The 21,498-nt window shown below is 35.3% G+C and carries 39 protein-coding genes; 3 read left to right on the top strand and 36 right to left on the bottom strand.

The window, feature by feature from the left end:
• Positions 1-80: 80 nt before the first annotated feature.
• The 36 genes from JCM6256_RS04085 to JCM6256_RS04270 form a co-directional block, all read right to left on the bottom strand.
• Positions 81-500 (bottom strand): phage tail assembly chaperone, encoded by a 420-nt coding sequence (locus JCM6256_RS04085; RefSeq protein ID WP_025080522.1) that lies wholly within the window; start codon positions 498-500, stop codon positions 81-83.
• A 17-nt stretch (positions 501-517) separates the two neighbouring features.
• On the bottom strand, positions 518-1,018 hold the full coding sequence (locus JCM6256_RS04090) for a phage tail tube protein (RefSeq protein ID WP_025080523.1): 501 nt from the start codon (positions 1,016-1,018) through the stop codon (positions 518-520).
• 12 nt (positions 1,019-1,030) lie between these two features.
• Complete coding sequence (locus JCM6256_RS04095) at positions 1,031-2,371, bottom strand: phage tail sheath family protein (RefSeq protein ID WP_236694732.1); 1,341 nt, start codon at positions 2,369-2,371, stop codon at positions 1,031-1,033.
• Positions 2,371-2,550: a hypothetical protein gene (locus tag JCM6256_RS04100; RefSeq protein WP_025080525.1), complete on the bottom strand. Its 180-nt coding sequence runs from the start codon at positions 2,548-2,550 to the stop codon at positions 2,371-2,373. The genes JCM6256_RS04095 and JCM6256_RS04100 overlap by 1 nt, the downstream gene beginning before the upstream one ends.
• Entirely contained in the window at positions 2,519-2,944 is a 426-nt protein-coding gene (locus JCM6256_RS04105; RefSeq protein ID WP_025080526.1) for a phage tail terminator family protein, read from the bottom strand. The genes JCM6256_RS04100 and JCM6256_RS04105 overlap by 32 nt, the downstream gene beginning before the upstream one ends.
• Complete coding sequence (locus JCM6256_RS04110) at positions 2,944-3,345, bottom strand: HK97 gp10 family phage protein (protein WP_025080527.1); 402 nt, start codon at positions 3,343-3,345, stop codon at positions 2,944-2,946. Before JCM6256_RS04110 ends, JCM6256_RS04105 begins: the two co-directional genes overlap by 1 nt.
• On the bottom strand, positions 3,345-3,707 hold the full coding sequence (locus tag JCM6256_RS04115; protein ID WP_025080528.1) for a hypothetical protein: 363 nt from the start codon (positions 3,705-3,707) through the stop codon (positions 3,345-3,347). Before JCM6256_RS04115 ends, JCM6256_RS04110 begins: the two co-directional genes overlap by 1 nt.
• On the bottom strand, positions 3,704-4,099 hold the full coding sequence (locus JCM6256_RS04120) for a head-tail connector protein (RefSeq protein WP_025080529.1): 396 nt from the start codon (positions 4,097-4,099) through the stop codon (positions 3,704-3,706). Before JCM6256_RS04120 ends, JCM6256_RS04115 begins: the two co-directional genes overlap by 4 nt.
• A 15-nt stretch (positions 4,100-4,114) precedes the next feature.
• Positions 4,115-4,321 carry a hypothetical protein gene (locus tag JCM6256_RS09695; RefSeq protein ID WP_035438266.1) on the bottom strand — a complete coding sequence of 69 codons (207 nt, stop codon included), beginning with the start codon at positions 4,319-4,321 and terminating at the stop codon, positions 4,115-4,117.
• On the bottom strand, positions 4,299-5,303 hold the full coding sequence (locus tag JCM6256_RS04130) for a hypothetical protein (RefSeq protein ID WP_025080530.1): 1,005 nt from the start codon (positions 5,301-5,303) through the stop codon (positions 4,299-4,301). The genes JCM6256_RS09695 and JCM6256_RS04130 overlap by 23 nt, the downstream gene beginning before the upstream one ends.
• The gene (locus JCM6256_RS04135; protein WP_025080531.1) at positions 5,303-5,851 is read right to left on the bottom strand and encodes a phage scaffolding protein; all 549 of its coding nucleotides are present in this window, start codon (positions 5,849-5,851) and stop codon (positions 5,303-5,305) included. Before JCM6256_RS04135 ends, JCM6256_RS04130 begins: the two co-directional genes overlap by 1 nt.
• Before the next feature lie 120 nt (positions 5,852-5,971).
• On the bottom strand, positions 5,972-6,136 hold the full coding sequence (locus JCM6256_RS10565; RefSeq protein WP_155833153.1) for a hypothetical protein: 165 nt from the start codon (positions 6,134-6,136) through the stop codon (positions 5,972-5,974).
• On the bottom strand, positions 6,123-7,703 hold the full coding sequence (locus JCM6256_RS04145) for a minor capsid protein (RefSeq protein ID WP_025080532.1): 1,581 nt from the start codon (positions 7,701-7,703) through the stop codon (positions 6,123-6,125). Before JCM6256_RS04145 ends, JCM6256_RS10565 begins: the two co-directional genes overlap by 14 nt.
• Positions 7,696-9,138, bottom strand: coding sequence for a phage portal protein (locus tag JCM6256_RS04150; RefSeq protein WP_025080533.1), 1,443 nt, complete (start codon positions 9,136-9,138; stop codon positions 7,696-7,698). The genes JCM6256_RS04145 and JCM6256_RS04150 overlap by 8 nt, the downstream gene beginning before the upstream one ends.
• On the bottom strand, positions 9,129-10,358 hold the full coding sequence (locus JCM6256_RS04155; protein ID WP_025080534.1) for a PBSX family phage terminase large subunit: 1,230 nt from the start codon (positions 10,356-10,358) through the stop codon (positions 9,129-9,131). The genes JCM6256_RS04150 and JCM6256_RS04155 overlap by 10 nt, the downstream gene beginning before the upstream one ends.
• Entirely contained in the window at positions 10,345-10,863 is a 519-nt protein-coding gene (locus JCM6256_RS04160) for a terminase small subunit (protein WP_338035067.1), read from the bottom strand. The genes JCM6256_RS04155 and JCM6256_RS04160 overlap by 14 nt, the downstream gene beginning before the upstream one ends.
• Before the next feature lie 1,066 nt (positions 10,864-11,929).
• Complete coding sequence (locus JCM6256_RS04170; RefSeq protein WP_025080537.1) at positions 11,930-12,133, bottom strand: hypothetical protein; 204 nt, start codon at positions 12,131-12,133, stop codon at positions 11,930-11,932.
• Positions 12,123-12,230, bottom strand: a complete 108-nt coding sequence (locus JCM6256_RS10570; protein ID WP_155833154.1) for a hypothetical protein — start codon at positions 12,228-12,230, stop codon at positions 12,123-12,125. Before JCM6256_RS10570 ends, JCM6256_RS04170 begins: the two co-directional genes overlap by 11 nt.
• A complete protein-coding gene (locus tag JCM6256_RS10810) occupies positions 12,227-12,334 on the bottom strand; it encodes a RusA family crossover junction endodeoxyribonuclease (protein ID WP_155833155.1) in 108 nt (35 codons plus the stop codon). The genes JCM6256_RS10570 and JCM6256_RS10810 overlap by 4 nt, the downstream gene beginning before the upstream one ends.
• Entirely contained in the window at positions 12,328-12,675 is a 348-nt protein-coding gene (locus JCM6256_RS09700) for a RusA family crossover junction endodeoxyribonuclease (RefSeq protein ID WP_051545870.1), read from the bottom strand. The genes JCM6256_RS10810 and JCM6256_RS09700 overlap by 7 nt, the downstream gene beginning before the upstream one ends.
• A gap of 451 nt (positions 12,676-13,126) precedes the next feature.
• Positions 13,127-13,570 (bottom strand): ArpU family phage packaging/lysis transcriptional regulator, encoded by a 444-nt coding sequence (locus JCM6256_RS04190; RefSeq protein ID WP_025080538.1) that lies wholly within the window; start codon positions 13,568-13,570, stop codon positions 13,127-13,129.
• Positions 13,571-13,690: 120 nt separating this feature from the next.
• Entirely contained in the window at positions 13,691-14,026 is a 336-nt protein-coding gene (locus tag JCM6256_RS04200; protein ID WP_025080539.1) for a hypothetical protein, read from the bottom strand.
• Between the two features lie 150 nt (positions 14,027-14,176).
• Positions 14,177-14,419 (bottom strand): hypothetical protein, encoded by a 243-nt coding sequence (locus JCM6256_RS04205; RefSeq protein ID WP_025080540.1) that lies wholly within the window; start codon positions 14,417-14,419, stop codon positions 14,177-14,179.
• Positions 14,420-14,428: 9 nt separating this feature from the next.
• Entirely contained in the window at positions 14,429-14,872 is a 444-nt protein-coding gene (ssb, locus tag JCM6256_RS04210; RefSeq protein WP_025080541.1) for a single-stranded DNA-binding protein, read from the bottom strand.
• 12 nt (positions 14,873-14,884) lie between these two features.
• The gene (locus JCM6256_RS10505; RefSeq protein WP_025080542.1) at positions 14,885-15,367 is read right to left on the bottom strand and encodes a nucleotide modification associated domain-containing protein; all 483 of its coding nucleotides are present in this window, start codon (positions 15,365-15,367) and stop codon (positions 14,885-14,887) included.
• Positions 15,368-15,619: a hypothetical protein gene (locus JCM6256_RS04220; protein ID WP_155833156.1), complete on the bottom strand. Its 252-nt coding sequence runs from the start codon at positions 15,617-15,619 to the stop codon at positions 15,368-15,370. It lies immediately after the preceding gene.
• Entirely contained in the window at positions 15,606-15,926 is a 321-nt protein-coding gene (locus tag JCM6256_RS04225; protein WP_025080544.1) for a hypothetical protein, read from the bottom strand. Before JCM6256_RS04225 ends, JCM6256_RS04220 begins: the two co-directional genes overlap by 14 nt.
• 12 nt (positions 15,927-15,938) lie before the next feature.
• Positions 15,939-16,559 carry a DnaA ATPase domain-containing protein gene (locus JCM6256_RS09710; RefSeq protein WP_238318571.1) on the bottom strand — a complete coding sequence of 207 codons (621 nt, stop codon included), beginning with the start codon at positions 16,557-16,559 and terminating at the stop codon, positions 15,939-15,941.
• A gap of 135 nt (positions 16,560-16,694) precedes the next feature.
• Positions 16,695-17,081 (bottom strand): ERF family protein, encoded by a 387-nt coding sequence (locus JCM6256_RS04235; protein ID WP_025080545.1) that lies wholly within the window; start codon positions 17,079-17,081, stop codon positions 16,695-16,697.
• A gap of 80 nt (positions 17,082-17,161) precedes the next feature.
• Positions 17,162-17,638: a siphovirus Gp157 family protein gene (locus JCM6256_RS04240; protein ID WP_025080546.1), complete on the bottom strand. Its 477-nt coding sequence runs from the start codon at positions 17,636-17,638 to the stop codon at positions 17,162-17,164.
• A gap of 82 nt (positions 17,639-17,720) precedes the next feature.
• The gene (locus JCM6256_RS04245; RefSeq protein ID WP_155833157.1) at positions 17,721-17,876 is read right to left on the bottom strand and encodes a hypothetical protein; all 156 of its coding nucleotides are present in this window, start codon (positions 17,874-17,876) and stop codon (positions 17,721-17,723) included.
• Positions 17,877-17,926: 50 nt separating this feature from the next.
• Complete coding sequence (locus tag JCM6256_RS10580; RefSeq protein WP_155833158.1) at positions 17,927-18,103, bottom strand: hypothetical protein; 177 nt, start codon at positions 18,101-18,103, stop codon at positions 17,927-17,929.
• Positions 18,100-18,258: a hypothetical protein gene (locus JCM6256_RS10585; RefSeq protein ID WP_155833159.1), complete on the bottom strand. Its 159-nt coding sequence runs from the start codon at positions 18,256-18,258 to the stop codon at positions 18,100-18,102. Before JCM6256_RS10585 ends, JCM6256_RS10580 begins: the two co-directional genes overlap by 4 nt.
• Before the next feature lie 2 nt (positions 18,259-18,260).
• Positions 18,261-18,452: a helix-turn-helix domain-containing protein gene (locus tag JCM6256_RS10640; RefSeq protein WP_162149730.1), complete on the bottom strand. Its 192-nt coding sequence runs from the start codon at positions 18,450-18,452 to the stop codon at positions 18,261-18,263.
• Positions 18,453-18,713: 261 nt separating this feature from the next.
• The gene (locus tag JCM6256_RS04265; protein WP_025080549.1) at positions 18,714-19,508 is read right to left on the bottom strand and encodes a phage antirepressor; all 795 of its coding nucleotides are present in this window, start codon (positions 19,506-19,508) and stop codon (positions 18,714-18,716) included.
• Between the two features lie 89 nt (positions 19,509-19,597).
• Positions 19,598-19,822, bottom strand: a complete 225-nt coding sequence (locus JCM6256_RS04270) for a helix-turn-helix transcriptional regulator (protein WP_025080550.1) — start codon at positions 19,820-19,822, stop codon at positions 19,598-19,600.
• Positions 19,823-19,963: 141 nt separating this feature from the next.
• On the opposite strand from JCM6256_RS04270, the gene JCM6256_RS04275 reads away from it, so the two are divergent.
• The 3 genes from JCM6256_RS04275 to JCM6256_RS10340 are packed head-to-tail and all read left to right on the top strand — an operon-like array spanning position 19,964 to position 21,440.
• Positions 19,964-20,308 carry a helix-turn-helix domain-containing protein gene (locus tag JCM6256_RS04275; RefSeq protein WP_025080551.1) on the top strand — a complete coding sequence of 115 codons (345 nt, stop codon included), beginning with the start codon at positions 19,964-19,966 and terminating at the stop codon, positions 20,306-20,308.
• Between the two features lies 1 nt (position 20,309).
• Positions 20,310-20,732, top strand: coding sequence for an ImmA/IrrE family metallo-endopeptidase (locus JCM6256_RS04280; protein WP_025080552.1), 423 nt, complete (start codon positions 20,310-20,312; stop codon positions 20,730-20,732).
• 9 nt (positions 20,733-20,741) lie between these two features.
• Complete coding sequence (locus JCM6256_RS10340; RefSeq protein ID WP_025080553.1) at positions 20,742-21,440, top strand: hypothetical protein; 699 nt, start codon at positions 20,742-20,744, stop codon at positions 21,438-21,440.
• Positions 21,441-21,498: the final 58 nt, after the last annotated feature.

Here is a 21,498-nt window from a genome sequence, read left to right on the forward strand (position 1 = left end):
CTTAGCCCACTCAGCAGGTGTCCAGTGGTATTCATTTAAAACGTAATGATATATTGCAAAGTCACCTACTGAGTCTTCAATTAGTTTTTTACTGTTTCGATAACATCCTGATTGCTTTCATCCAAACCGGATAATTTCATAACTGCATTTACTAAAGCGGCAAACTCACCAGCAGTAAGCATATGAGTTAAAGTGCCGTAAGGGTCACCAATCGTACCATATGCTTTTTGTAATTCAGCACTGTTAAGATTTGGTGTTACTACACTTTCGGTAACATACAAGCTAGTTAATTTTTCTTGATCAAGTCTAGAATCATAAATTCTAGTTTTTTCGTTAAAAATTTTAGTTGTAGCTTCTTTTTGTAATTCAAGAGTTTGACCAGCCATCAAAGACTTAATCTTAAATGGCGCCTTAAATCTTTTGAATTTAATCTCTTCAGTTTTAATAGCCTCTTCCGTTGTAGCAGATGGTAAAAAATCTTTAACGTTTGGTTCTTCCATAATAAATACCTCTCAAATTAGTAAGTTTGCAAGTAACTTCTGTTAATTGCATCTACACCATCAAATGGTTTGATAAGAGTTACACCTTCAAATGTAAAATCACATTCGTTAGTCATAACATTGTCCTTAGCTTCAATATCAGCAATTGGAATTTCATCAAGGTTCACATAATCAAGTTGGATGATTTGTTTTCCTGCTGCAGAAGTTGGATCATCCACAGTGAATGTAAGAGAGAAGTACAAATCTCCTTTTTCTTGTGTAAATGGAATACCCTTTTTAATCCACTTAGAGTCAATTGTGTATTCACCTAAAGTACCAGTACCTTCAGCACTAGTAGTCTTCTTCATAGTCCAATTATTGCCTAAAACTTGAACATCTTCCTTATGCTTTTTAATGGTAGCTTTAAACTTTTTACATTGAATAACTGGGATAATTTCTCCGTTGATATTAACTACAACTTGTGCAGATTTTGAATTAATGGTATCTCTACCAGATAAAAATTTTTCTACATTTTCCATTAATTATTCCTCCTAACGTACAGTAATAGTTACGTAAAGTTTTTCCATTGCATCGACAGGTTGGACAGCCAAATTCATAACTACCGCATCGCTATCATTACCTGGTAAAATTTCCAAATCACCAGGTTCAAAGTTTTGAATGATGTTTTGGCTTTGCAATTTTTCCAAATATGATGTGCGATCAGCCTTAAATAAGCCACGGCCATTGTCATTATTAGGAACTCTACCTAAAAAACTACTTTCAAAGACTTGTTGAGTATTAATGCAAATTTCATCAAGAACTCTAATAATTTTGTTCTTAGAGAATGATTTAGGCTTATCAGCATTAAACTTAGTTAAAGTATCCAAGTCTTGTTCAATTACAACTCTATTGTGACTACGAGTAGTAAATACAATTTCGCCAGCTGTTAAAGCATTAACAGTCTCATCGTTATTAAGTCTAGGCTTTGAATCAATTGCATCATCAATGTCTTTGTACGTTAATGCTGTAGCTGCATCTGCACTAGCAGACATACCAGCAAAGCGAGCAGTAGCAGTTGGTACATCAATTACTTCACCAGTATTTAAAACATAGCCATTTTTAACACCAGATAAGCCTTCATAGTTGTAAGCCATATCTTTAGAATTAGGAACAACGCCACGAACCTTAATACCAATATTTTCACGCAACCGCTTAATTTGTTCTGCGAATAATTGATGAATATTACTTTCTTCATCCCAACCAGCAGTAGTAGCAACTGTATAATATTCGCTTTCCAATGCTTCATTCATCTTATCTACTACATTATTAGTACCATCAGTACCACCAGTTAATGTAAAAGTATTTGAGCCTACTATATCTTTCTTAGTAGCTAATTGCTTAAAAGTAACGTAGTAATTGTCTTCTACATCTTCAATGCTTGCTACTTTTTGCTGATCTACCATTTTTGTACCAAAAATAGTGGTTACGGTTAAAGAAGAGTTATCTGCTGCAGGATCAATAGAAACTTTAATGTTATTACCTACTGTACCTTCGTATTTCGCCATAATTTCTACTGGCAATTCATCTCCAGTAGCTTTGGCTTTTACACCGCCTTGAGTAGTATTTACAAGTAAAACAGTTTCTGCGCCTTTAAGTGCTTCCTTAACTGGTGCCATGATTGGATCACTGAGTTTGTGACCTGTTTCTGCTTCAAAATCTGAATTGTTATCTAAAGTGATAACGCCATTCTTACCCCAACCAAGAGGTTTATTTTGAAACATCAAAAGTCGACCAATAGCACTAGTGAGGGTAGGCTTACCGTTTCCTTTAACATTAATATAAACACCAGGTCTTACTTTGTTTTGTGCTTTCCAAGTTCCACCAGCCATCATTAAAATCCTTTCTTAAATTCTTCAATTGCTTTTTTAGCTTCAGGAATTGTGTATTCCTTTCCGTCTTTCAAAACAATATTCATAATGTCTTTTTCTGTTGTAGTAAAATTACCAGCCATTAAACCTACCTTAGTAAACTTAGGTTCTTTATTGCTGGTCTTGTTTCTTACTTCTCTCATTTATATCTAAGCTCCTTTGCATAGACACATCATCCACTCTGTACATGTTGAGCAATATATCAAAGCTCACTGTCAAAGTTTCTTCTTTTTGATCCAGATTAAACTCACGATTCCGGATAGTCGCATAAGTCCCCAATCTCACGAAATTATCTGCTAGTAGATCATGAACGTGATCCATATCAGCATTAGGACAATCGGGATTAGCAAAATAAACAACTTGATAAGATACAGTACGATCTTGAATAGCAAATAAGCGACTATTAATGCTCGTCATAGTTCTAACAATATAGAAACTAGGAACATCAAAGCCGCTAGACTGATTTTCTGTATAAATTGTTATATCCGGAAAGATTTCAGCTAATCTGTTTGCAATTCGTTCTGTTGTATTTTCCATTAGCTTAAAATATCTCTAAAAGCCCACAAGCCTGGGGTAATTAGCTCTGGTAGTTGGCTATTTACCTGATCTAGTGATTCTTTCATAAAGAATTGTCCTGGCACCCATCCTGTATGTTCACAGGTTTTGTGGCCATTTTCAACATACGAAGCATACTCCGCACCGTTTGTTAACTCAATTGACCAGGAACCACCAATGAAGCCAGCATCTTGAACACGCCAGCATCGTCTTAAGTGACCAGTATCTTCTGGAGTATTTGCTTTGAACTGTCTGATTGCTTGCTTACCTATACGTTTCACACTTCTAGTCAGTTCTTTTTTCAATTCTCCTGTGTCAATTCTTCTTTTCACACGATTAGCCCATGCTTGAAATTGCTCATCATCCACTCTACCGATGGCCATTATGCTTTCTCCATTCGTTCCATTGCTAGTTCTTGATGGCTGTAATAGCCTGAGTAACTTTTGGAAGCATTTTTATACTTAACTGAGTTGCCATTTTGATCAGTAATGTAAATAACAGCACCAGCAGGGATGCTGATACCATTTCTAATCAACAACTTAGCATCATATTTGTCTGTTCCGTAAAAATTTTGAACACTTGTTGATTGTCCCTTAAGGATAACTTTACAAGGTTCATCTTCTACGATTGTTGCAGGCTCATTATTAGTTACCGCACCATGCTTAACAGGCTCTGTTCCCGTAATTGTAGCTTTATCTTTCCATAAAATCGGAACTACCCTTTTAAGTCTTTTAAATAGGCTCATTCTGGTAACCTCCGGAAATTATTTAAGATATTAGTGTAATTGTCCGTAATGAAATTAACACTCTGCAATTCGCTATAAATACTTGTTACAGATTTAAAAGTAACTGAGGTATCTCCTTCGGATAATGATTGAACATTACCTGTTTGATCATTATCTGGAGTTAACCAACCATGAGTATCAATTACTTGAATAGTCAAAGAAACTATTGTGTAATCTAGCTCTTCAGGCAACTCATCGACAGGGATGTTAGTGTAATTAGCTACATCTTGAATAGCTTTCGATAGGACGTACTTCAACACTTTCGTATAATGATCTTCATCATCACCATCCGGCATTGCTACTAATTCTGTCAGCTCCTTAAGCAAATCATCGTAGCGCTTATGCACTAGCATAGTTATCACCTCTTATTACTTTACCAATGCTAAAAGATCATCTTTCAAGGTTTTGCCTGTATAATCAATACCTTTAGCATCTAAGTAAGCTTTGATTTCAGAAATTTTGCTATCCTTAGTTGGTTTAGGCAATTCTTCTACCTTAGAATTCTCTTCAGTAGATTCATCAGCCTTTTCTACATTAAGAGAAGTTTCTTCCTTATCCTTCGGATTTACTCGCATCTCCATTACCGCCTGCTGGTGGATTTTCATTGGAGTCTTCTTTCTTTTTGCCAAACTTTGATGAGTCAGCTAAGTCTTTAACACCAGTAGCATCACCAATAACTACTTCATAACCTTTAGTCTTATTGCTTAACATTAAAACGTCATCATAAGATTGTTCGTAGTACAAGTAATTACCAGAACTTGCAGCAGTAGGAGCATCGAAACCTACAAAAGAGTACTTTTCAGGAGCAATTTGAACACCGTTGTAAATCAAGAACATTTCAATTTGCTTAGCATCTGCTTTAAGAGCTGATCCTGTAGTAAAGTCAAATGCAGTTTGCATTAAATCTGAAGGAACCATCTTAACAGTTACTTCATCAAGTGAGTGAACAGTACGAGTGATGTTAGATGGATCAGAAACAACAATCGCACGGTTCATAGCATCTGCACGCTTTAAGATTGAATTTGTCTTAGGAGTTACATACAAGATACGTCCTTGAGCCGGAATACGAGCTTCATCGAAGTTGCTCATCATTTCATCAAATAACTTAAGAATATTACTTTCATCAAGTGATTCAGTATGAACACCATCGGTACCATCATATTTAACTTTTTGTTTATACAACTTAGAGAACATTTCACGATCCTTTTCAGGCATCTTAGAATCTAAGTTAAATTGACGTGTAATGTTAGCAATAGATACAACTGTATTAGTTTCATCAATATCTGATGGATCTACTAAAGTTGACCAGTAACGTTCATTAGTTAATTCATAGCTATCCCAATCATTTGAGTAGTTAGCTTCTGGAACTGTAATAGCTCTACGAGTACGGTCTTTACGACCTGCAGTAATCGTTAAGCGTGGTACCTTAATATGCTTTGCACCATCGAATTGAACCATTGAGTTAGATGGTGAATTCCATAAGTCCGCACTGTATAAGTTACCGTCATAAAAAGATTGTTGTACCGCTTGTTGGTACGCTTCAGCATAATTAATCATTAGTTGGCTCCTCCTTTAAAAACATCGACCATTTCTTGAATTTCGTTAGTACCAGAAGGCTTTCCGCTATTAGGTTCATAATCCTGTTTTTTACCTTCATCAATTAAGTAAGGTGCTTGTTCCTTAACTCGATTGAATTGATCATCAAAATTATCTAAAGAACCGTCATCTTTAAGCTTGATATTATCTAAGTTCATCAATGACTTAAAAGCGGTATTGTTGCGAACATGGTTCTTAGTAAGAGCTTGATCAATAGCGCTATTAAGCTTAACTTTGCCTAGTTCTTCAGTAAGGTTTTCCTTGGCTTGTTTGTACTTGCCTTGAAGGTCAGCTAATTGATTAGATAGTTCTTCGCTATCCTTAGCATTTTTCTTCAATGAAGTAATATCTTTATCTCTTTCAGCTAATTGGGCCTTGAGAGATTCATTCTCCTTTACTGTTTCAGCATTATTAGACTTCGCTTTATTGATATCTTCTCCGTTAAGATTCATAACAGATTTAATCTGTTCTTCTGATAGACCTAACTCTTTTAATTGATCTCTTTTCATAATTCCAATATCCTCTCTGTCTCTAACGTACTTTTTACGTGCTTACACCACAACGAGACCTGCGAACAGTTTTACGTCTTAACGCATAAATTGGACAAAATAAAAGAGAATCGCAAATTTTTAACGATTCTCTTTACTATCAATATCTTTAATTAGGCTTTTACTCAGTTTTATTTTTTCTTTCAGCTCTTGATGGGATTTTGTTTTAAAACTACTAATTGGTATATTTTTTATAAGGTTATGAAGATTATCAAGATTTACTGGCACCTTTTCATTTTTCTTCATCTTCGACCACTTCCAAGAAGATTTTATCATCTTTCATATAACAATTAGTAACAATAAACTTAGTGTTTCTCTTAAACAAAACTTCATTTTCACCATTAGGGCTATACTTTCCTAAATCACTACCAGAATGACTTTTGCGAATTATGATTCTAACATTGTCATCATCATTATATACGCTATGCTTGCTACTGGAAAAATAACTTTTTTCTTGGATGTATCCGTTAGTCAATGCTTGCTTAACGAAATTTTCTTCATCATCTGGGTACATAAATAATATTGATCTTTGTAACGGTTCATCATCTGAATAAGTAGGAAGTTTTTCCAAAGCACTGTCTAAGTTATTGATCAAAGTTTTTTCACGATTAGTTAATTTTAAACCTCTTCTTAAATTATCATTCAAAGCATAAGCAACAGGAGAAGTGTAGTCCCTTATTGCTCGAACCTCATTCAAATTTAGCGTGTTTGATTTAAGCAACTTTGTAAAACTTTCAAGCCTTAGTGGTTTCACATTATGAGCTTGTTTGAATTCTTTCAAAGTCATTGCGTGAGTATTATTAGCATGAGCCCACTCTTTGTAAGTTTGATTCTTTACTAATCTTCCCTTGCCAGTAATTGGATCACGCTCCCAACGAGAAATAATATCCGGTAATGTTTCATCATAAGGAATAGTTGTGCACCTGCAATAAGGATGAATTAGAGGATAGTTTAAGCCTTCCACTCTATCCTTAACTTTAAACACTTTTTCATCTAAATGAGCACATTGATCACAAGTATGACTCTCAAGAGTTGCTAAATACTGATATTTCTCAATTTTGCTATCTTCATAAAACTGAGCAGTAGCAGTTTCTGTCGCATGTCCCATTTCAGTAATAACGAGTCTGTGAACATTTTTTTGTTCAAAGTTCGTAAAACGATCACGAATATCTTTTTCAATTCTGGAATAAGAATATCCCATCAATGTTCCTCTAAGCAGTGTATCAGTAAGCACATCAGGCAAAACTTTTGTATAGTTATTCCAAACTCTATTACTAAAGTTACTCCCTTGCCACGGTTGATACACAATATTCTTGAGCTGCTGCTCACTAAAGTTAGCGAAATTAATATCAAATCCACCAATTGCCAAATATCTAATGTATTGATCCATTGTATAAGTGTCTTGATACTGCTTAGCTAACCTTAGAGCAAATCTATTCTCTTCTTTATCAGCATACTTAATAGCAAATTGAGAAAACTGATCATATAATTTCTGAAGCCTTGCAATACGACTTTTATAATATGATGAATTAAGTTCACGATCATAGCCACCGGCTCTTGCTTTGGCTTCAAATTCCTGAAGAGTCATATCCCATTTACTGGTATCGATTGACTTTAAATATTTTGCAGCATTTTCAATATTCTCATTATTCGCCTTAGCATAAAGAGATATATACTTATAAGCTTCTTTTTCAAATTCAGTTTCTAGTTGCTTAAGACGTGATCTCATGGCCATCTCATAGTCAGCACTATACTCAATTTGTTTCTTCTTTTCATAAAGAACTCGTTGACGCCAGTACTTTTGACTATTCATTGCTTATTTCCTCAGTATTCTCATCATCCTGCTCGTCTTTATCAGGATTAGTAGGTTTAAAGTCTGAACCGAAACCATCACTTTCTTCAGCATCTTGCTTTTGATATTCAAGTTCTTGTTGGTAATCTTCAACGATTGGATTAGCCTTAGCGATTGCTTCCCTACTTGACCAGTTAGCGACAGTTGCAACGGTTTGAGCTTGTGTTAAATCATCTTCTGTACGAGTACGAGTCCAAGTTTGAACAATGTGCCTACCTTCAGAATCAGACAGGCCATAGAATCTCATAATGGCTCTCACTAGTTCACTAACAGATCTCTTGAAGTAGGTAATCGTATTACTTGCTTTGAGTTCCAAATGAGAATAGAGCATTTTAATAGCAACTCCTGAAGCATTTGTATCAGCAAAGTTAGCTGGATCAATACCTTGACCTTGTAAAAAGATATTACTCTTAGTTAAGGTAAGTATTTTATCTCTTGCTTCTGTTGGTATTTCAATTTGCAGCGTTTCTACACCAGATTGATCACCGTTACCAGAATTATTGATTTTAATAGCTTTATTTTCATTAAGATCGTGCATAAACTTCTTTAAATCCGCACCACCATAGTTCTTTAAGACAAGAACAACAGATTGGATATCATCAACATCATTGAGAAAGCCATTATATACATCATCATAAGCATCAATTAGGCCTTTAATTTTGTGTAATTCAGGTAATCTTTGCTTATTTTTAGGAAATTCGATAAATGGAACTCTACCGAAATCGTGTTTAAAAATATTGCTCCGACCAGTTTCATAACCTGCAGTAGCATCTCTTTCAGAAATACAGTTAAAAGGCTCAAGCGTTAAAGGGTTAGTTGTAACTTCCTTAAAGAAATAGCCGAATTTATCATCCCAATACTCATGGACTCTAAAATATTTGCCTGTATCTGGATCTAGTTGCTTGTAGGCTCTTAATACGGCTAGTAATTTATGATCCAGTGAAGTAGACCAAATAGGTGTTACTTGATCTGGTGGAACAATTCCATAACGCAATATATTATTAGTTTTATCTTTCCAGTATGTTAACCATCCTCTACCAGCGTTAGAAGCATCAACAACTAGATCATTGATAGTTAAAGCAAAGTCATCACCTAAAGCATCTATAATCTTTTGATTGTCATTTTTATTGCCTACATCAATTTGAGGAGGATTAGTGGCAATATAACCTGCTTCTTGATCTACCAATAACTGATAGAAATTGTGACTAATTCTATTGTCAGCATGTCTTAGCGGTTCATCTTTCCCGTGCTTATTAACCTTAGATTCGCCATTGTTTCGACTAGTTATATCATTCTTGTTGTTGTAATACTTCTTTGATTTCTCATATCTATTTATGAAATCTGATTGATTGTTATTGTATTGCTTAATCAATTCTTGCATCTGCTTTAATTCCAAGGGATGTAACCTCCTTTAGCATTACGTGAATAAATACCATAGCGAATAGCATCAAGCCGGTCGTTATGTCTTGTTTCATTTTCTTTGAGCGGCTCTCCTGTTTTTTCGTCCCAAGCATACTGATAGATTTCTTCCATTACTCCTTTAGAACAACTTTTAGCAATAAAAAAACGTCCCTGAGCCATAAGGCTTGAGACGTATTCGATACCTGGTAGAACATTCTTGTTAGCATTAAGAGCATTAATACCGTTAGACTGAAACTCATTAAGGTTATCTGGTCTGGCGCTATCGCAGTAAAACACTAGATTTCTGCCGTACTCATTCTGCAGATTCTTAGCTATGTTTACCCAGTACTTAATAAACTTATGCTTCTTAGTAAAATCTTTGAGTATGTATGTGTTACCATCATCATCTTCGCCCATCAAAATAATTGGATTAGGGTGTTCAAACCCCCAGTCGACACCTACGAAGTAATGAAGGCCAGTTGGTATCTTGTCATCATCAATAACCATTGTGTCTTGATTAAAGTCTTGATAAACAATACCGTCACCGGTCACCCACTGACCACGGATAGCACGATCATAGAACATCCCTTTTGGAGTAGAAGCCTTAAGAGACTTAACATACCCAGGATCTAAAAAGGTATTATCGTCAATCGTAAATGTATAAGAGACAATACCAGCTTCAGGATCTTTATTATCAATAAAGTCCGTCTTTAGCCAGTGAGTGGGAATATCCGGGTTAGTATCACAGATAATGTGTGAGTCTTCCATAGAACAGCGGTTACGAATTTCATTAAAAACTTCTTGATTAGCAAGCGTAGCTTCATTGATATAAGCACCGTATGAAGTGAACCCACGGGCACCAGCTAAACCGGCAATTGAGCCAGTATAGACAGGTACTACATCCACACCAAACAAATGGTAATGATTGTGCTTGTCAGGTCTTAAATCAATCCCGAATTGTCTAGAAATTTCAGCGATCACGTTGTTATAGATAGAACCAGAACTAGCTCCCGCAAGAATGAATTGAGGGTGGTTATCACCTAATTCTTTTGCTAATTTTGCTACTCTTCTTAGCTCATATAAGAATAAGTAATTGTCAATATGGGTCTTACCAGAACGAACAGCACCAGTAAGAATCATGATCTTAAATGGCTTAGTAAGATAAGTATTGAGCACCTTAGCCTGTTTAGGAGTTAAAACATCAGTTAGAGCCATGTTTCAAGTCCTCCTTAGCTAATTTATCCATCATCTTATCAAGTAATAATTCAATATCCTGCCCATTGTCTTCCATCGCCTTAGCCTTTGCTTCACTAACTCGGGTATCAGCAAGCAATTTACGAAGTTTAACCTTTTCAATTGGATCAACTGAAGGATATCTCTTAAGCAGTTCCTTACCAGCATTAACTTTATCTTTTAACGAAGGTTTTTTACTAATTTTAAAAGCTTCTTCAGCAGTTGAAACAACAACTTCTTCTTCTACTTCATCACGAATGATACGAGTATAGAACTCAAGAACTTCTTTGGCATCTGCAATTTTATGACTCTCAATTTCTTTCATTTTGTCGGTGATATAGGATTTGATGTTAGGTTTTGTTAGGTTTTCAGCACCAGTAAATCTAGCTGTTTTGTTAGAGTATCCAGCTTTAGTTGCTGCCTCAGTTGCATTGCCCGACTTAATATACTCGTCACAAAAAAGCTTTTGCTTTGCCGTTAACTTCAAATCTATCTCACCACCTACTTTTTAATGCAAAATGAAAAAGCCGGCTTATGCCAACTTAAATTCATTAATTTTCTCTTAATTGTTTAGATATTACTAATATTGCTCTTTTTGTAAGTTTATATCTATGAACTACACCGGGGCTCTAATCCGGCAATTGCCGAGATGAGATTTGAACTCATACCATCAACCTTATGAGAGTTGTAAGCGACCATCGCTTTGCTCGGCGATAAAAGTACTGAGCAGTTAACAAGAACCCATATTGAATTTAAATTTTTACGAAGTGATACTCAGTACTAATAAATGCTACTTCGCTAGGAATTTAAGCATTACTCCCTAGCGAATGATCTTTAAATTTAAAGTTGGACGACCAGCCAACTAACCCAATTAACAGAGACGACGAATTATCAATCAATCAAACAAACATACAGAATTTATTATAACAATTGCCATCTCTGTTAATGACAAGACAGGACTTACACCTGTACCACCGTAACTATCAAGTCGGACGTGTCTTTTTACCCTTACAGGTTTTCATGTCAATTTTTTTAAGATATATACATTGCTCGCTCCCGACTGTACTCTTTTAAACAGTTGTCCGAACCGTGGACACACGATTTTTAACCGTGGATCATGGCAAGCGATAGCTATCGAGGGGATCGAACCCTCAACAGCCCAAGTTACTAATATTCTTGGAGGAATTATTTAATGAACTTCCAAAATCGGTACTTTAGGTTATCGAAAATCCGCACTCCTTAAATTTTCGACAATACCATTTTTACATGTGGGTGGGTCTGATGTCAGCCCGATTTAGGCTCGATTTGGGCCCGATCAAAGTCCGATGAAGGCCCGCTAATTTAAAAATGTGCTTCCTAGATACAACAGAAACCATGTAAACAATATTTCTGTTAAAACAAACATTATTAAATAGGAGTATCCTTGCCATCTCGTTTTCTTATTTTTAAAAGTTCGAAATTTTTCAGCCTTGTTGCTGCACCAACCCGCACTAAAAATGAGAAATATAGCCCACACCAGATATACTGCTAAAAATATTACATCTGTAAGGGAATTAATCATTCTCTTCCCTCGGAACATACTCTATTTCTATGCGGTGCCATTTAACGCCTCTGTATTTTGACTCTGTTTTCCTGATTTGGAGTATTTCACTGTAATCCCCTTCTTCAAGAAAGCTATATACATCTTTTCTCACATTACTTAACTTAGGATCAGAAATAATATGAATGATCGTATCTACTTTTTCTTTAACTTTCATCCGGCCGTTCCTCCTTCCATACAGGCTCTAGGCTTCCGTCTTCATTAATGTAATACCATTTACCTTTTGAATACTTAATCGGCTTTCTGTCACTCATAATTCTTCCACCTCGACTATTACACGGGGTTCTTCTCCATAAATTTTATTAGTAAAGCCCGCTACCACTTGCTTATCATCTTGATAAAATCCAGGAACTACCACTTCTCTTTTATGAGTAGCTTTATTAGTTTTGAATAAGGATTAAGACCATCAAGGACAACTTTTTCAATATTATCTTTATCAGGCTTCTTAGTTGGGTATTCCAACCCTTCTAAGCAAGCCTTCTTTCTTTTCTTGGAGTAAGACTTCGGAACGTCAAAAACCGCCGTAATGTTAATTTTTAGGGGCTTATCCAGCATTTTCGCTTCTTTAGTCGCAATATCTCTTACAATAGCTTCATACATTTTGGTTTTTCTTGGAGTATAAAGGGATAACAGCCCTCTACTTTTTCTCGGCCTCTCTTTACCAAATGGCTTCCCTGGAATAATAAACTTATACTTCACTTAAGTACTTCTTTCTCTTTGTTGCTATATACCCTCAGTTCCGGAAGTTTCGTTTTAAGCCGATAACCCCAAACTGGTAATCTATCAGCGAACTCGCAGAGTGCCTTTTGTCTTCTGATTTTATAAGGGGACTCAGAAAGATCCAATCGTTCTCTTATCTGCCAAGGCTCTAATTCTTTGATATAAAGGTCAACAAGAATACTGCGACTATAAATCCTCTTGTTTGCATTTTCACGGCAATTTATTTAACGACGCTTGCCAACGTCACTACGGCTGATACGGGACTTCAACCCGCCTGCGTGTACTGCAGTTCAGATGTGTCAATTTACAAGACGATAACCACACGAGATCAGCCGGTTGTCTTAGGTATTTTTTCGACAATACTATAATACAATAATTATTTGTTATTGAATTACTCTAATAATGCTCATAAATTATTGTAAAGTTGCTCTTAGCTAAAATCCGTAAGACTAATAATTGGTTGGCAATGGTGAACTTTTTGCCAGTAATCAAACGAATTAGCAAAGTCAAACATAGCCCGTCTTCTTAAGTATGAAAATTTATATTGTTCGCTGTAAACCATCGCTTGAACATCTTGCCATGACTTTCTTTTAACAAAAAGTTCTATAAGAATTATTTGTGAGGAATGTGAGCAATGATGAATCGCATCATAAACAGCTTCTACCATAGCTTCAGCATCAATACCATTAATGAGCTTATCCTCATTTGAATTCCCAAAATTAGAGCTACCAGGAGCCGCTGATAATTTAGGAGAACTTAAATCAGTTAAATTTCTACCACTCATAAGTAACAACCTTGGTAAGTCTTTTTTGAAGAAACCAGAAACATTTTCTAGTGTTCTTTTTTTATTAACTTCAGGAAAAAGTAAACTCATCTATATCACTCCATAAATTTTCTTAGTGCTTCAGTAGCTGCAGTCGCCACCTTATCTATATCAATATCTTCTAACTTGTAACTCACTATGATCCCTCCAAGACTCATATAATTACCTCCGTTAAGCTTTAAGCAGGAATCTTAAATCTGCTAACTCTTGAGATCCTAGCGATTCCTTACTAATGCCTCCAAACTTGCTATCAAGTTTACCTAAAGCATCTCTAATCTCCTCGGATTTTTTAAGACGTGCTATTTTTTGTTCATCAGTTAATCTGCGACTATGGAGAATAAGAGGATTATTTAAATTAGATTTCTTAAAACCTAATTCTGCCCACTTGTGCTTTGAGTAAAACTTGCTTACATCTTCGTCCGTTCCATAGGGCTCGCCATTAAAAGATCTAACGATGTAGTACCGACCATTAGGGCTTTTAAGTATTTTCTTTTTCTTACTAAGCATCCCGGAAACATAACTATCCCCTTTACACAAGAAATGTGATAGCTAACCGCCCTGCTGTAAGTTCTAGTTTTGCCTTGTGGCCCACCTGGCAGCAATCGTTCAACAACTATATCGTATCTTGCTTTATAGTTAATCATTACCATCACCTCGCTATATCCGCTTAATTCCTTGACCTGCAATGCTTAATAAGGCGGATACTTCTTTTACTTCCTTACAGTCCAAAGCTCCTCGTTGAAAGGTATAAAGAATCTGCCTTGACTTTAAATCAATATCGAATCCAAATTTACCGCTGCAACAAACAACTTTTACCGTTCTGCCGGATCTACTTGATGCTGTCACTACATCATCAAGCCCTAAAATTTCAACGCAATCTTGTATGTAATTTCTATTCATCTGTTACTCCTAAAACGGTAAATCATCATCACTGATATCAATACTGTCACCGGTATTTCCAGCGAATGGATCACTATTACTATTACCGCTATTACTATTTTGACCGCTGTCGGAATTACGGTTTTCTCGGTCTTTACGAGATTCAAGTAATGAGAAATTATCAACAACTACTTCAGTCACATAAACTCGCTTACCGTCTTTATCATCGTATGAACGAGTTTGAATACGTCCATCGACCCCAACCAGTGAGCCTTTATTTGTAAAATTAGCAAAGTTTTCAGCGGCTTTTCTCCAAATAACACAACTTATAAAGTCCGCTCCTCTTTCGCCCTGAGCATTAGTAAATTGACGATCTACAGCTAATGTAAAAGTAGCTACGCTAATTCCACTACCTGTTTTTCTTAACTCCGGATCACGTGATAAGCGTCCAGTTAATACAGTTCTATTAATCATTAATAAGCTCCTTTAAGTACTTAAGGCTAGGATTGAATATCCCGCCATATCTAATAAAGTGTCCTGTAAGCTTTCGTCATTCTCTTTAAGCTCATCCTTACCAATAAGACTGCAGATACGATTAAACTTGTCAGAAAGCCTAATAGCTATTACTGTGTTGCCGAATTGATCAACAGACTTAGTAAAGCTGTCGCCATAAGCTTCATTCTTTTCTAAAAGAACGTCAGCAAGATGATCTGTGTATCGCTTGAAAGAATTACTACTTTGAATTTTATTAGTAGCTTCATATTCTTTGACTAAATCTGATATTTGATCTTTTTTCGCTTTTATTTCATCGGGTAAAGCACTATCGAAATGTCCAAAATAATAAACATTCCAATCAAAGTTATCTGTAGACCAATCTTTCCACATAATTTCTGTTTCATCATCAGACTTATCAATGTATAAACGATCATCAATTTTCTTTAATCTTTTTTCTAATTCTTCAATAGTCATTTATTCGCTCTCTCCTTGTTCAAATTTTTCAATAGGTGCAATTACACTCTTGATCAAATTCAAGCCATATTTGCCAGGAAAAGTAAGCATAGGAGCAAACTGTAAGCACCATCCAAGATCATTCTCTTCGTGTAATTGGCATAAAATTCGGTCAGCATATTCAATTACAATTCCAGCATTAAGCTTTTTAACGTTGTAATGCTTATCGATTCTTTGAAGTTCTCGCTTTAATTCAAGTTCATTCTTGTTCATTTTCATTACTCATTTCTTTATCGTTTTTGTCATTAGATTCTTCGGTATTTACCGCCTCTGTTACATCTTCAGCAGCAGAAACACTTTCACCGTTAAAAATCTTGTCGGCTACCTTCTCAATAGTTTTATAGGCCTTAGCTGATTGCAAAACACCTTTAACAAGAAGAGATCTAGTTCTCTTATCCATATTGAACTTTAAATCTTCAAAATTATATTTTTTAAAAGCTAAAGCTAAGTTTTCCAAATCACACAGATATTTCTTAACTGCTTCTTCATGAATTGCTTTTTCAAATCCCGATTTTTCCATATTGCCCTCTTTCTAATACCTCTTGTCTTTAATTCCTGAAAAGTCTAGTTGGTGTCCCTTGCTTCCAGCTAAAAGACGGCTGATAAGCTTAGGATTGTAAGACTTTTTCAACTGCTCCATTGTTAAATTGGTTGTAATAATGATTCTTTTTTGCCTATTAGTGATCTGATAAAGCACACGTTGAATGAAGTTACTTGCTTCGCTCTTAGAAGCGTTCATTGCTGATTCGCTTCCTAAATCATCAATTACCAATAGATCAACTTTTGATAGCTGCCTAACAGCATATTTTTCCGTCCATTTAGCAGTTGGATCATCAAATGAATCTCTAATCGCTAAGAATAAACTGTTTACATTGATGAATAAACAAGTTTGAGGCGGATCACTATACTTATTAACAGCGTTCAACATTGCCATTGCTAAGTGAGTTTTACCCTCACCTGGAGTTCCATACATTAGCGTATTGAATTTAGTAGTTTTATCTTTGAAGTATTCACCGGCTATGCTTCTAGCTAAAGCCTTCATTTGGGCTTCTTTTGAGCCTTCAGGCGCTTTGAAATTATCAAATGTATGACTAAACTCACTAGGATCATCAACAAGGCTATTGCGCCTTAAATTACCTCTAACAATGTTCATTGTGTTAGCAATATCTAGTTGCTTTTTCTCTTGATTTACTTCCTCTCTTGTGCAAAGAGTACAAAATGGATCACAATTGCCTATTTTTACAAGATTAACGTGATGAATTGGACATTTTTCATCAGTTTTATAGTCTTAATCGCTACCACTACCAACCATTTGACCAGTAAACTTTTCTTTGCCATCAGTAATGGTGAAAGTTTCTTGGATGTCGTAAGTAGTTAAGATTTGTTTGTAGTTTCGGCCTTTATAGTTCTTATTAATTTCTTGAACATCCCTATTGAGAATGGAAGTAGATTCCGGAATGATGATTAATGAATATTTAACAAGAGCTGCTTTAACCGCTGCTTTGATTGCTGATTCCGACTGAAACTTATAATTTTGGCTTTCATTAGTACCATCTTTTTCAATAGCCTTGATTTCGCTCATTGCTTTAGAAAGTTTTTGAGCTAAAGGCATATCTTCTTTAGTTTCTGAAGTTTTTTCTACTTTTTTAGTTTCTTTTGCCTTTTCTTCTGCCATATTTAATCGTCCTCAATTCTGTAAAGTAATACTCTATTTTCGTTTAATCTTTATGTCTGCCCCGTATCATAGGAATACTCCTATAAAATTGAGGTTTTTCTATTAGGCTTTAAATGTGCACCGTTCACTTCAATTCCGGCTTTAAGGTCTTTATAAAGTAATTTCTTATCAATTTTTTCGATTGTCTCTTCATGCTTGTAAGACTCAGGCAATAAGCTGGAATCCTCAATAACGGTAGTAGCTTTATAATTCCGTGGTCTTAAAATATGATTTTCTGTCTTAATCTGCTTAGCACCTGAATCATCGATAGTCTGCGTTATATATTCCATAATTCGATCATTCTGATTAGTAAGGCGTTTCTTTTCATTTTGAAGAGTCTTAATCTTATCTGTGATCCAATCGATGTTACTTGAGTTGCTATCGTACCAACCGGCTAAACCATCCAGCTTATCGTTACGAGTTAATTCCAAACTGTCTAAAGTATCTTTTAATACTTCTGGATCGATGTCCTTATCTTTGAGTTCTTCAATTTTGCTGTTAATTTCAAATAAATTCATGATAAAATACTCCTTGGATTTAATTTTTAATAATCATTATTCAAGTTAATCAGGTCGCAACTGATTAACTTTTTTGTTTCATCTAGTAAACCGTCAACGAAGTTGGGCTCCCACTTAGTGTTTCTAAGATCGATACTAATGGCATTAGAACAGCTAAGAAGACTAGATTTGATTCTTTCATATCGATTGGTTCGTCGACTTGCCACATGGTGTTCAAAAATTTGTTCCATAATTTCATCTCCAAAAACTCCTAAAATCTCCCAAAACTCGGAAAAGTCTCGGTAACTACTATCCAAAAATCAATTTAATTGCCAAGTTGGAAAGGAATATTCCTATTTGAGAAACAACCGTTCCAATTCCACACGCAATAGTTATTAATAGAATTGCCATACATAGCCATTCGCTGGTTATCGTTAACTGTTTATCAAATTTGCCATAATTTAAGGCTTTCTCTAGTCGTTTCATTGTTCTTCATCTCCCCACCCCGCGTTAATACACTCCTCTAAATCATCTAAATCAATGTTCCCTACTAATGCCTTAAAGAAACGATCCATCTTTTCGGCATCATCAGTATGGTAAAGCTGCCATAATTCGCTAAAAACCATATCTTCATCTAACATTTCTAAACAACCTCCTTAGCAGTAATTCCTGAGTTGATAAACTCATCTAAATCTTGCTTTCTGAAATATTTAAGAGTTCCGTTCGTTGTTGTAGCTAACCTTCCAGCTTTAACAAGTCGATCTATTGTAGAAGGACTTTTTCCGATGTAAGCTGCAGCTTGACGCCGATTAAATGCCTTTTGTTGTACAAACATCCGAATCCACTCTTGTAGCTCTCGCTTTGATACGCCAGCTTTTTTAGAATTTTCTTCCATATACACTTCACGTGCTACGGAAGCTATGTAGCTTTTAAAAACCTCTTGGTTGATGAGTTCCATTTAAAACATCTCTTTTCTTATAAAATTGATTTGTTCCGTACTTGGACTGGTAAAAAGAATCAATTTAAGAAGTAATTCTTTTTCATCAAGGCTTTTAGCTTTGCGATACCATTTCGTTAATGCTAAAAGACTTATTTTTTATCCTTCTTCAACTAACTCATGCTCCTTCAAGAACTTGTTGATAAAGTATTGCTGTCCTTTACCTGTCACCTTCGGTGTCTTACTAATTGAAGTAGAACCATTCGCATGATTGATTGTTGTTTCTTTAATCTTGAACAGTCCCAAGTTCATAGCTCTTTGAGTAGGCATATTCCAATCGCTGCCCTTCCGGTTGATCAGGTAGCCGTGTTCACGCATCCAACGGAATAACCGTGTTGCTCCAATATCAACACCGTTACCTCTTAAGATCTTTGCTAACTCGCCAATAAGGATTGTTGTTCTACTCGTTGTAACTGAGTCGGCAAATAATGCTTTAGGCTTCATTTCTTGGATTTTGATGTCTTTTTGTCTCAGCTGGTCTGCTGCTTGTTGAAGCAAACTTGCTAAACCATCCTTGTTGTTTACAACATCGAAAGCTTTTTCATCAGTCATGTAAGCACCGTTCTTACGAATTGATGGAAGAACTTCTGATGTAACCCAACGTTTAAACTTTTTAGCGTTTGGCATTTTGCTACTAAAGACAAGCGAGTAAACACCGGATTCAGCGATTAAATCAACACTTTTATACCCCGTCGCATTTTGCGACAATTGTGAAGCATTCACAATCTCACTTTTTTTATCTTCTTCGTCAACGTGCTTTCTTAAAGCATCCCTTGTATTTGAATAACCGAGAATTTGAGCGACATCCTTGCCAATGAAGTAAGGTTCACCGTTAATTCTTAAAGTTCTAACTTTTTGATCTTCAAAGTTAAAAAGTTGAATTTGATTTTCCATTTCTTTTCCTTTCACTGCGCGTAATCCTTCGCGTAATTTTCTTCAACTTTATAATTCATTCATTTTGTGTACTCCCCACTTTTTAATACTTAAGCTGGCGTTTTATTATCACAATTCGTGATTTTACCAGCAAAAAAAATGGACTCCACACTTTGCTTATAAAACTTAGCAATTTTTATTTTAGTTGAATCACTACCCGATCTATGCCCCTTCTCTAAAGAAGAAAGCATAGATTGACTAATTCCGATTTCTTTTGCTGCTTCCTCTTGACTCAAGCCACGATCGATACGTAACTTAATTAATATTTTGTTCATCTTCCCACCTCCCTTATCACGATCTGTGATTATATAATATATCACGTTTCGTGATCTGTCAACACTATTTGTGATATTTCATTAAAATAAATTACTATTCGTGATATGATTATTACAAATAGTGATACAGGAGGCGCTAAAATGGCTTCATTAGGACAGAATATTTCAGAATTAAGAAAAAAGCACGGTTTATCTCAAGCGCAATTAGCTGATAAATTAGGAATAGGTACAAGTACTCTAGGGATGTATGAAACTAATAAGCGTGAACCTAGCTATCAAACTTTATTAGCTATCGCAGATTTCTTTAATAAATCTATAGATGAGCTTTTAGGTAGAGATGAAGCTAAATCCAAAGACGTACCTTTAAATTATGGTGATTTAGGTCTTCCCTATAAAGGCGCTATATCGGAGGATTTAAATGATACTTTTAGACTATTAGCTAAACAATACGCCGAAAAACATAATTTACCTAAAAGGGATGCATAAAATGTATCAAACAGTAGAGCAGAAAATAAAAGCACGAAACAGAGTAATCAGGTGGCTAATGAATTATGGGTTAGATCATCAATTTGGTGTTACATTCTCCTACACCGCTGAAGACGATGATCCTTCTGAATCCTTTCCTGAATACAGTACTGCTGTAATTAATGCAAATTGGAAAAATATCGATGAGATACCTTTTATCATCGGTCACGAACTTGGGCATTTAATTCTAGGTCATTCTAGAAAAGACTTTGATCAAAGTCCCGCAAAAAGAATTCGTATGGAACGTAAAGCAAACGAGTTCAGCCTTTTTCTTCTAACCGAATATTGCGATATTCATGATATTTACTTTTATAACTGGCTCACTTTTGCTCAATCTTTTGGAATTCCTAAGGATTGTTATTATTTACTAGAAGAACAGGCATAGGAGCTTCACATGGGATTATTAAGTAAGATATTAAACATAGTTAATAACTCAAAGCCTCTCTCTAATCAGCAGAATGATATTGAGAACAAACAAATGTGGCAAGAATTTAATAAATTAGAAGAAATGCGTCCTGATTTTTATGAAATAATAGGTCGTCCTACTGATTTTCCTAAATATACAGACAGATATGAAACGAATACAAATTTCACTATGCGTGAATTATTACTGTTGGTCTGGTATGGGAAAGTTAAAAAAGGACGTCTCATTAATACAAGAATTCCAAAATATTTCTTTTATGATTACAATTTGAATGGTGTCGCAGTAACTCATAAATTCATAAAACAAAATTTACTTATTGAGCACAATGATAGATATGTTCTATCAGATGAAGCTAAAAGAATAGTAGATTTTTACAATGAATTATGGGAAATACATACAACAAAAGAGTTTCCCACCTGCTTAGATGAGGATTTTGAAACTTGGGAACATGGAAAGGCACTGATACCTTTTTATGAGAAAGAAATTATTTATTTAAAAAAAGATATTATTTATGTTCAAGCTGATATTGAGTTTTCTCAAAAATATCCAGATTTTCCTTTATCTGCGCAGAATTTAGACCAAATAATAAATTTTAAAAAAGAGGATATAGAAAGAGACAAGAAACGAATCGCTATTTGCCAAGATAGAATTAAAGCTTTAAGCGATTAATTTAGTCCAATAAATGAAGACTTAAAAAGCTGAGTTGTTCAACGGCATAATTTTAGTT

The organism is Lactobacillus hamsteri DSM 5661 = JCM 6256, assembly GCF_000615445.1.
In the GTDB taxonomy this organism is placed as follows: domain Bacteria; phylum Bacillota; class Bacilli; order Lactobacillales; family Lactobacillaceae; genus Lactobacillus; species Lactobacillus hamsteri.

What these genes read in the sequence shown, in the direction of transcription:
- JCM6256_RS10640 (WP_162149730.1), bottom strand. Translation starts at nt 18,452, where the DNA reads ATGTTTGTACAACAAAAGGCATTTAATCGGCGTCAAGCTGCAGCTTAC.
- JCM6256_RS09695 (WP_035438266.1), bottom strand. Translation starts at nt 4,321, where the DNA reads ATGCGAGTAAATCCGAAGGATAAGGAAGAAACTTCTCTTAATGTAGAA.
- JCM6256_RS04090 (WP_025080523.1), bottom strand. Translation starts at nt 1,018, where the DNA reads ATGGAAAATGTAGAAAAATTTTTATCTGGTAGAGATACCATTAATTCA.
- JCM6256_RS10570 (WP_155833154.1), bottom strand. Translation starts at nt 12,230, where the DNA reads ATGAGTGACAGAAAGCCGATTAAGTATTCAAAAGGTAAATGGTATTAC.
- JCM6256_RS04270 (WP_025080550.1), bottom strand. Translation starts at nt 19,822, where the DNA reads ATGAACAAAATATTAATTAAGTTACGTATCGATCGTGGCTTGAGTCAA.
- JCM6256_RS04100 (WP_025080525.1), bottom strand. Translation starts at nt 2,550, where the DNA reads ATGAGAGAAGTAAGAAACAAGACCAGCAATAAAGAACCTAAGTTTACT.
- JCM6256_RS04110 (WP_025080527.1), bottom strand. Translation starts at nt 3,345, where the DNA reads ATGGCCATCGGTAGAGTGGATGATGAGCAATTTCAAGCATGGGCTAAT.
- JCM6256_RS04190 (WP_025080538.1), bottom strand. Translation starts at nt 13,570, where the DNA reads ATGAGTTTACTTTTTCCTGAAGTTAATAAAAAAAGAACACTAGAAAAT.
- JCM6256_RS04170 (WP_025080537.1), bottom strand. Translation starts at nt 12,133, where the DNA reads ATGAAAGTTAAAGAAAAAGTAGATACGATCATTCATATTATTTCTGAT.
- JCM6256_RS10585 (WP_155833159.1), bottom strand. Translation starts at nt 18,258, where the DNA reads ATGTTAGATGAAGATATGGTTTTTAGCGAATTATGGCAGCTTTACCAT.
- JCM6256_RS04280 (WP_025080552.1), top strand. Translation starts at nt 20,310, where the DNA reads ATGTATCAAACAGTAGAGCAGAAAATAAAAGCACGAAACAGAGTAATC.
- JCM6256_RS04235 (WP_025080545.1), bottom strand. Translation starts at nt 17,081, where the DNA reads ATGGCAGAAGAAAAGGCAAAAGAAACTAAAAAAGTAGAAAAAACTTCA.
- JCM6256_RS04115 (WP_025080528.1), bottom strand. Translation starts at nt 3,707, where the DNA reads ATGAGCCTATTTAAAAGACTTAAAAGGGTAGTTCCGATTTTATGGAAA.
- JCM6256_RS04265 (WP_025080549.1), bottom strand. Translation starts at nt 19,508, where the DNA reads ATGGAAAATCAAATTCAACTTTTTAACTTTGAAGATCAAAAAGTTAGA.
- JCM6256_RS04155 (WP_025080534.1), bottom strand. Translation starts at nt 10,358, where the DNA reads ATGGCTCTAACTGATGTTTTAACTCCTAAACAGGCTAAGGTGCTCAAT.
- JCM6256_RS10505 (WP_025080542.1), bottom strand. Translation starts at nt 15,367, where the DNA reads ATGACTATTGAAGAATTAGAAAAAAGATTAAAGAAAATTGATGATCGT.
- JCM6256_RS04085 (WP_025080522.1), bottom strand. Translation starts at nt 500, where the DNA reads ATGGAAGAACCAAACGTTAAAGATTTTTTACCATCTGCTACAACGGAA.
- JCM6256_RS04275 (WP_025080551.1), top strand. Translation starts at nt 19,964, where the DNA reads ATGGCTTCATTAGGACAGAATATTTCAGAATTAAGAAAAAAGCACGGT.
- JCM6256_RS04120 (WP_025080529.1), bottom strand. Translation starts at nt 4,099, where the DNA reads ATGCTAGTGCATAAGCGCTACGATGATTTGCTTAAGGAGCTGACAGAA.
- JCM6256_RS04245 (WP_155833157.1), bottom strand. Translation starts at nt 17,876, where the DNA reads ATGAAATTATGGAACAAATTTTTGAACACCATGTGGCAAGTCGACGAA.
- ssb (WP_025080541.1), bottom strand. Translation starts at nt 14,872, where the DNA reads ATGATTAATAGAACTGTATTAACTGGACGCTTATCACGTGATCCGGAG.
- JCM6256_RS04095 (WP_236694732.1), bottom strand. Translation starts at nt 2,371, where the DNA reads ATGATGGCTGGTGGAACTTGGAAAGCACAAAACAAAGTAAGACCTGGT.
- JCM6256_RS04225 (WP_025080544.1), bottom strand. Translation starts at nt 15,926, where the DNA reads ATGGAAAAATCGGGATTTGAAAAAGCAATTCATGAAGAAGCAGTTAAG.
- JCM6256_RS04240 (WP_025080546.1), bottom strand. Translation starts at nt 17,638, where the DNA reads ATGAATTTATTTGAAATTAACAGCAAAATTGAAGAACTCAAAGATAAG.
- JCM6256_RS04105 (WP_025080526.1), bottom strand. Translation starts at nt 2,944, where the DNA reads ATGGAAAATACAACAGAACGAATTGCAAACAGATTAGCTGAAATCTTT.
- JCM6256_RS04145 (WP_025080532.1), bottom strand. Translation starts at nt 7,703, where the DNA reads ATGAATAGTCAAAAGTACTGGCGTCAACGAGTTCTTTATGAAAAGAAG.
- JCM6256_RS10565 (WP_155833153.1), bottom strand. Translation starts at nt 6,136, where the DNA reads ATGAAGAAAAATGAAAAGGTGCCAGTAAATCTTGATAATCTTCATAAC.
- JCM6256_RS09710 (WP_238318571.1), bottom strand. Translation starts at nt 16,559, where the DNA reads ATGAACATTGTTAGAGGTAATTTAAGGCGCAATAGCCTTGTTGATGAT.
- JCM6256_RS04200 (WP_025080539.1), bottom strand. Translation starts at nt 14,026, where the DNA reads ATGCTTAGTAAGAAAAAGAAAATACTTAAAAGCCCTAATGGTCGGTAC.
- JCM6256_RS04220 (WP_155833156.1), bottom strand. Translation starts at nt 15,619, where the DNA reads ATGAACAAGAATGAACTTGAATTAAAGCGAGAACTTCAAAGAATCGAT.
- JCM6256_RS04130 (WP_025080530.1), bottom strand. Translation starts at nt 5,303, where the DNA reads ATGATTAATTATGCTGAAGCGTACCAACAAGCGGTACAACAATCTTTT.
- JCM6256_RS10580 (WP_155833158.1), bottom strand. Translation starts at nt 18,103, where the DNA reads ATGAAACGACTAGAGAAAGCCTTAAATTATGGCAAATTTGATAAACAG.
- JCM6256_RS04205 (WP_025080540.1), bottom strand. Translation starts at nt 14,419, where the DNA reads ATGAATAGAAATTACATACAAGATTGCGTTGAAATTTTAGGGCTTGAT.
- JCM6256_RS04135 (WP_025080531.1), bottom strand. Translation starts at nt 5,851, where the DNA reads ATGAAAAGAGATCAATTAAAAGAGTTAGGTCTATCAGAAGAACAGATT.
- JCM6256_RS10340 (WP_025080553.1), top strand. Translation starts at nt 20,742, where the DNA reads ATGGGATTATTAAGTAAGATATTAAACATAGTTAATAACTCAAAGCCT.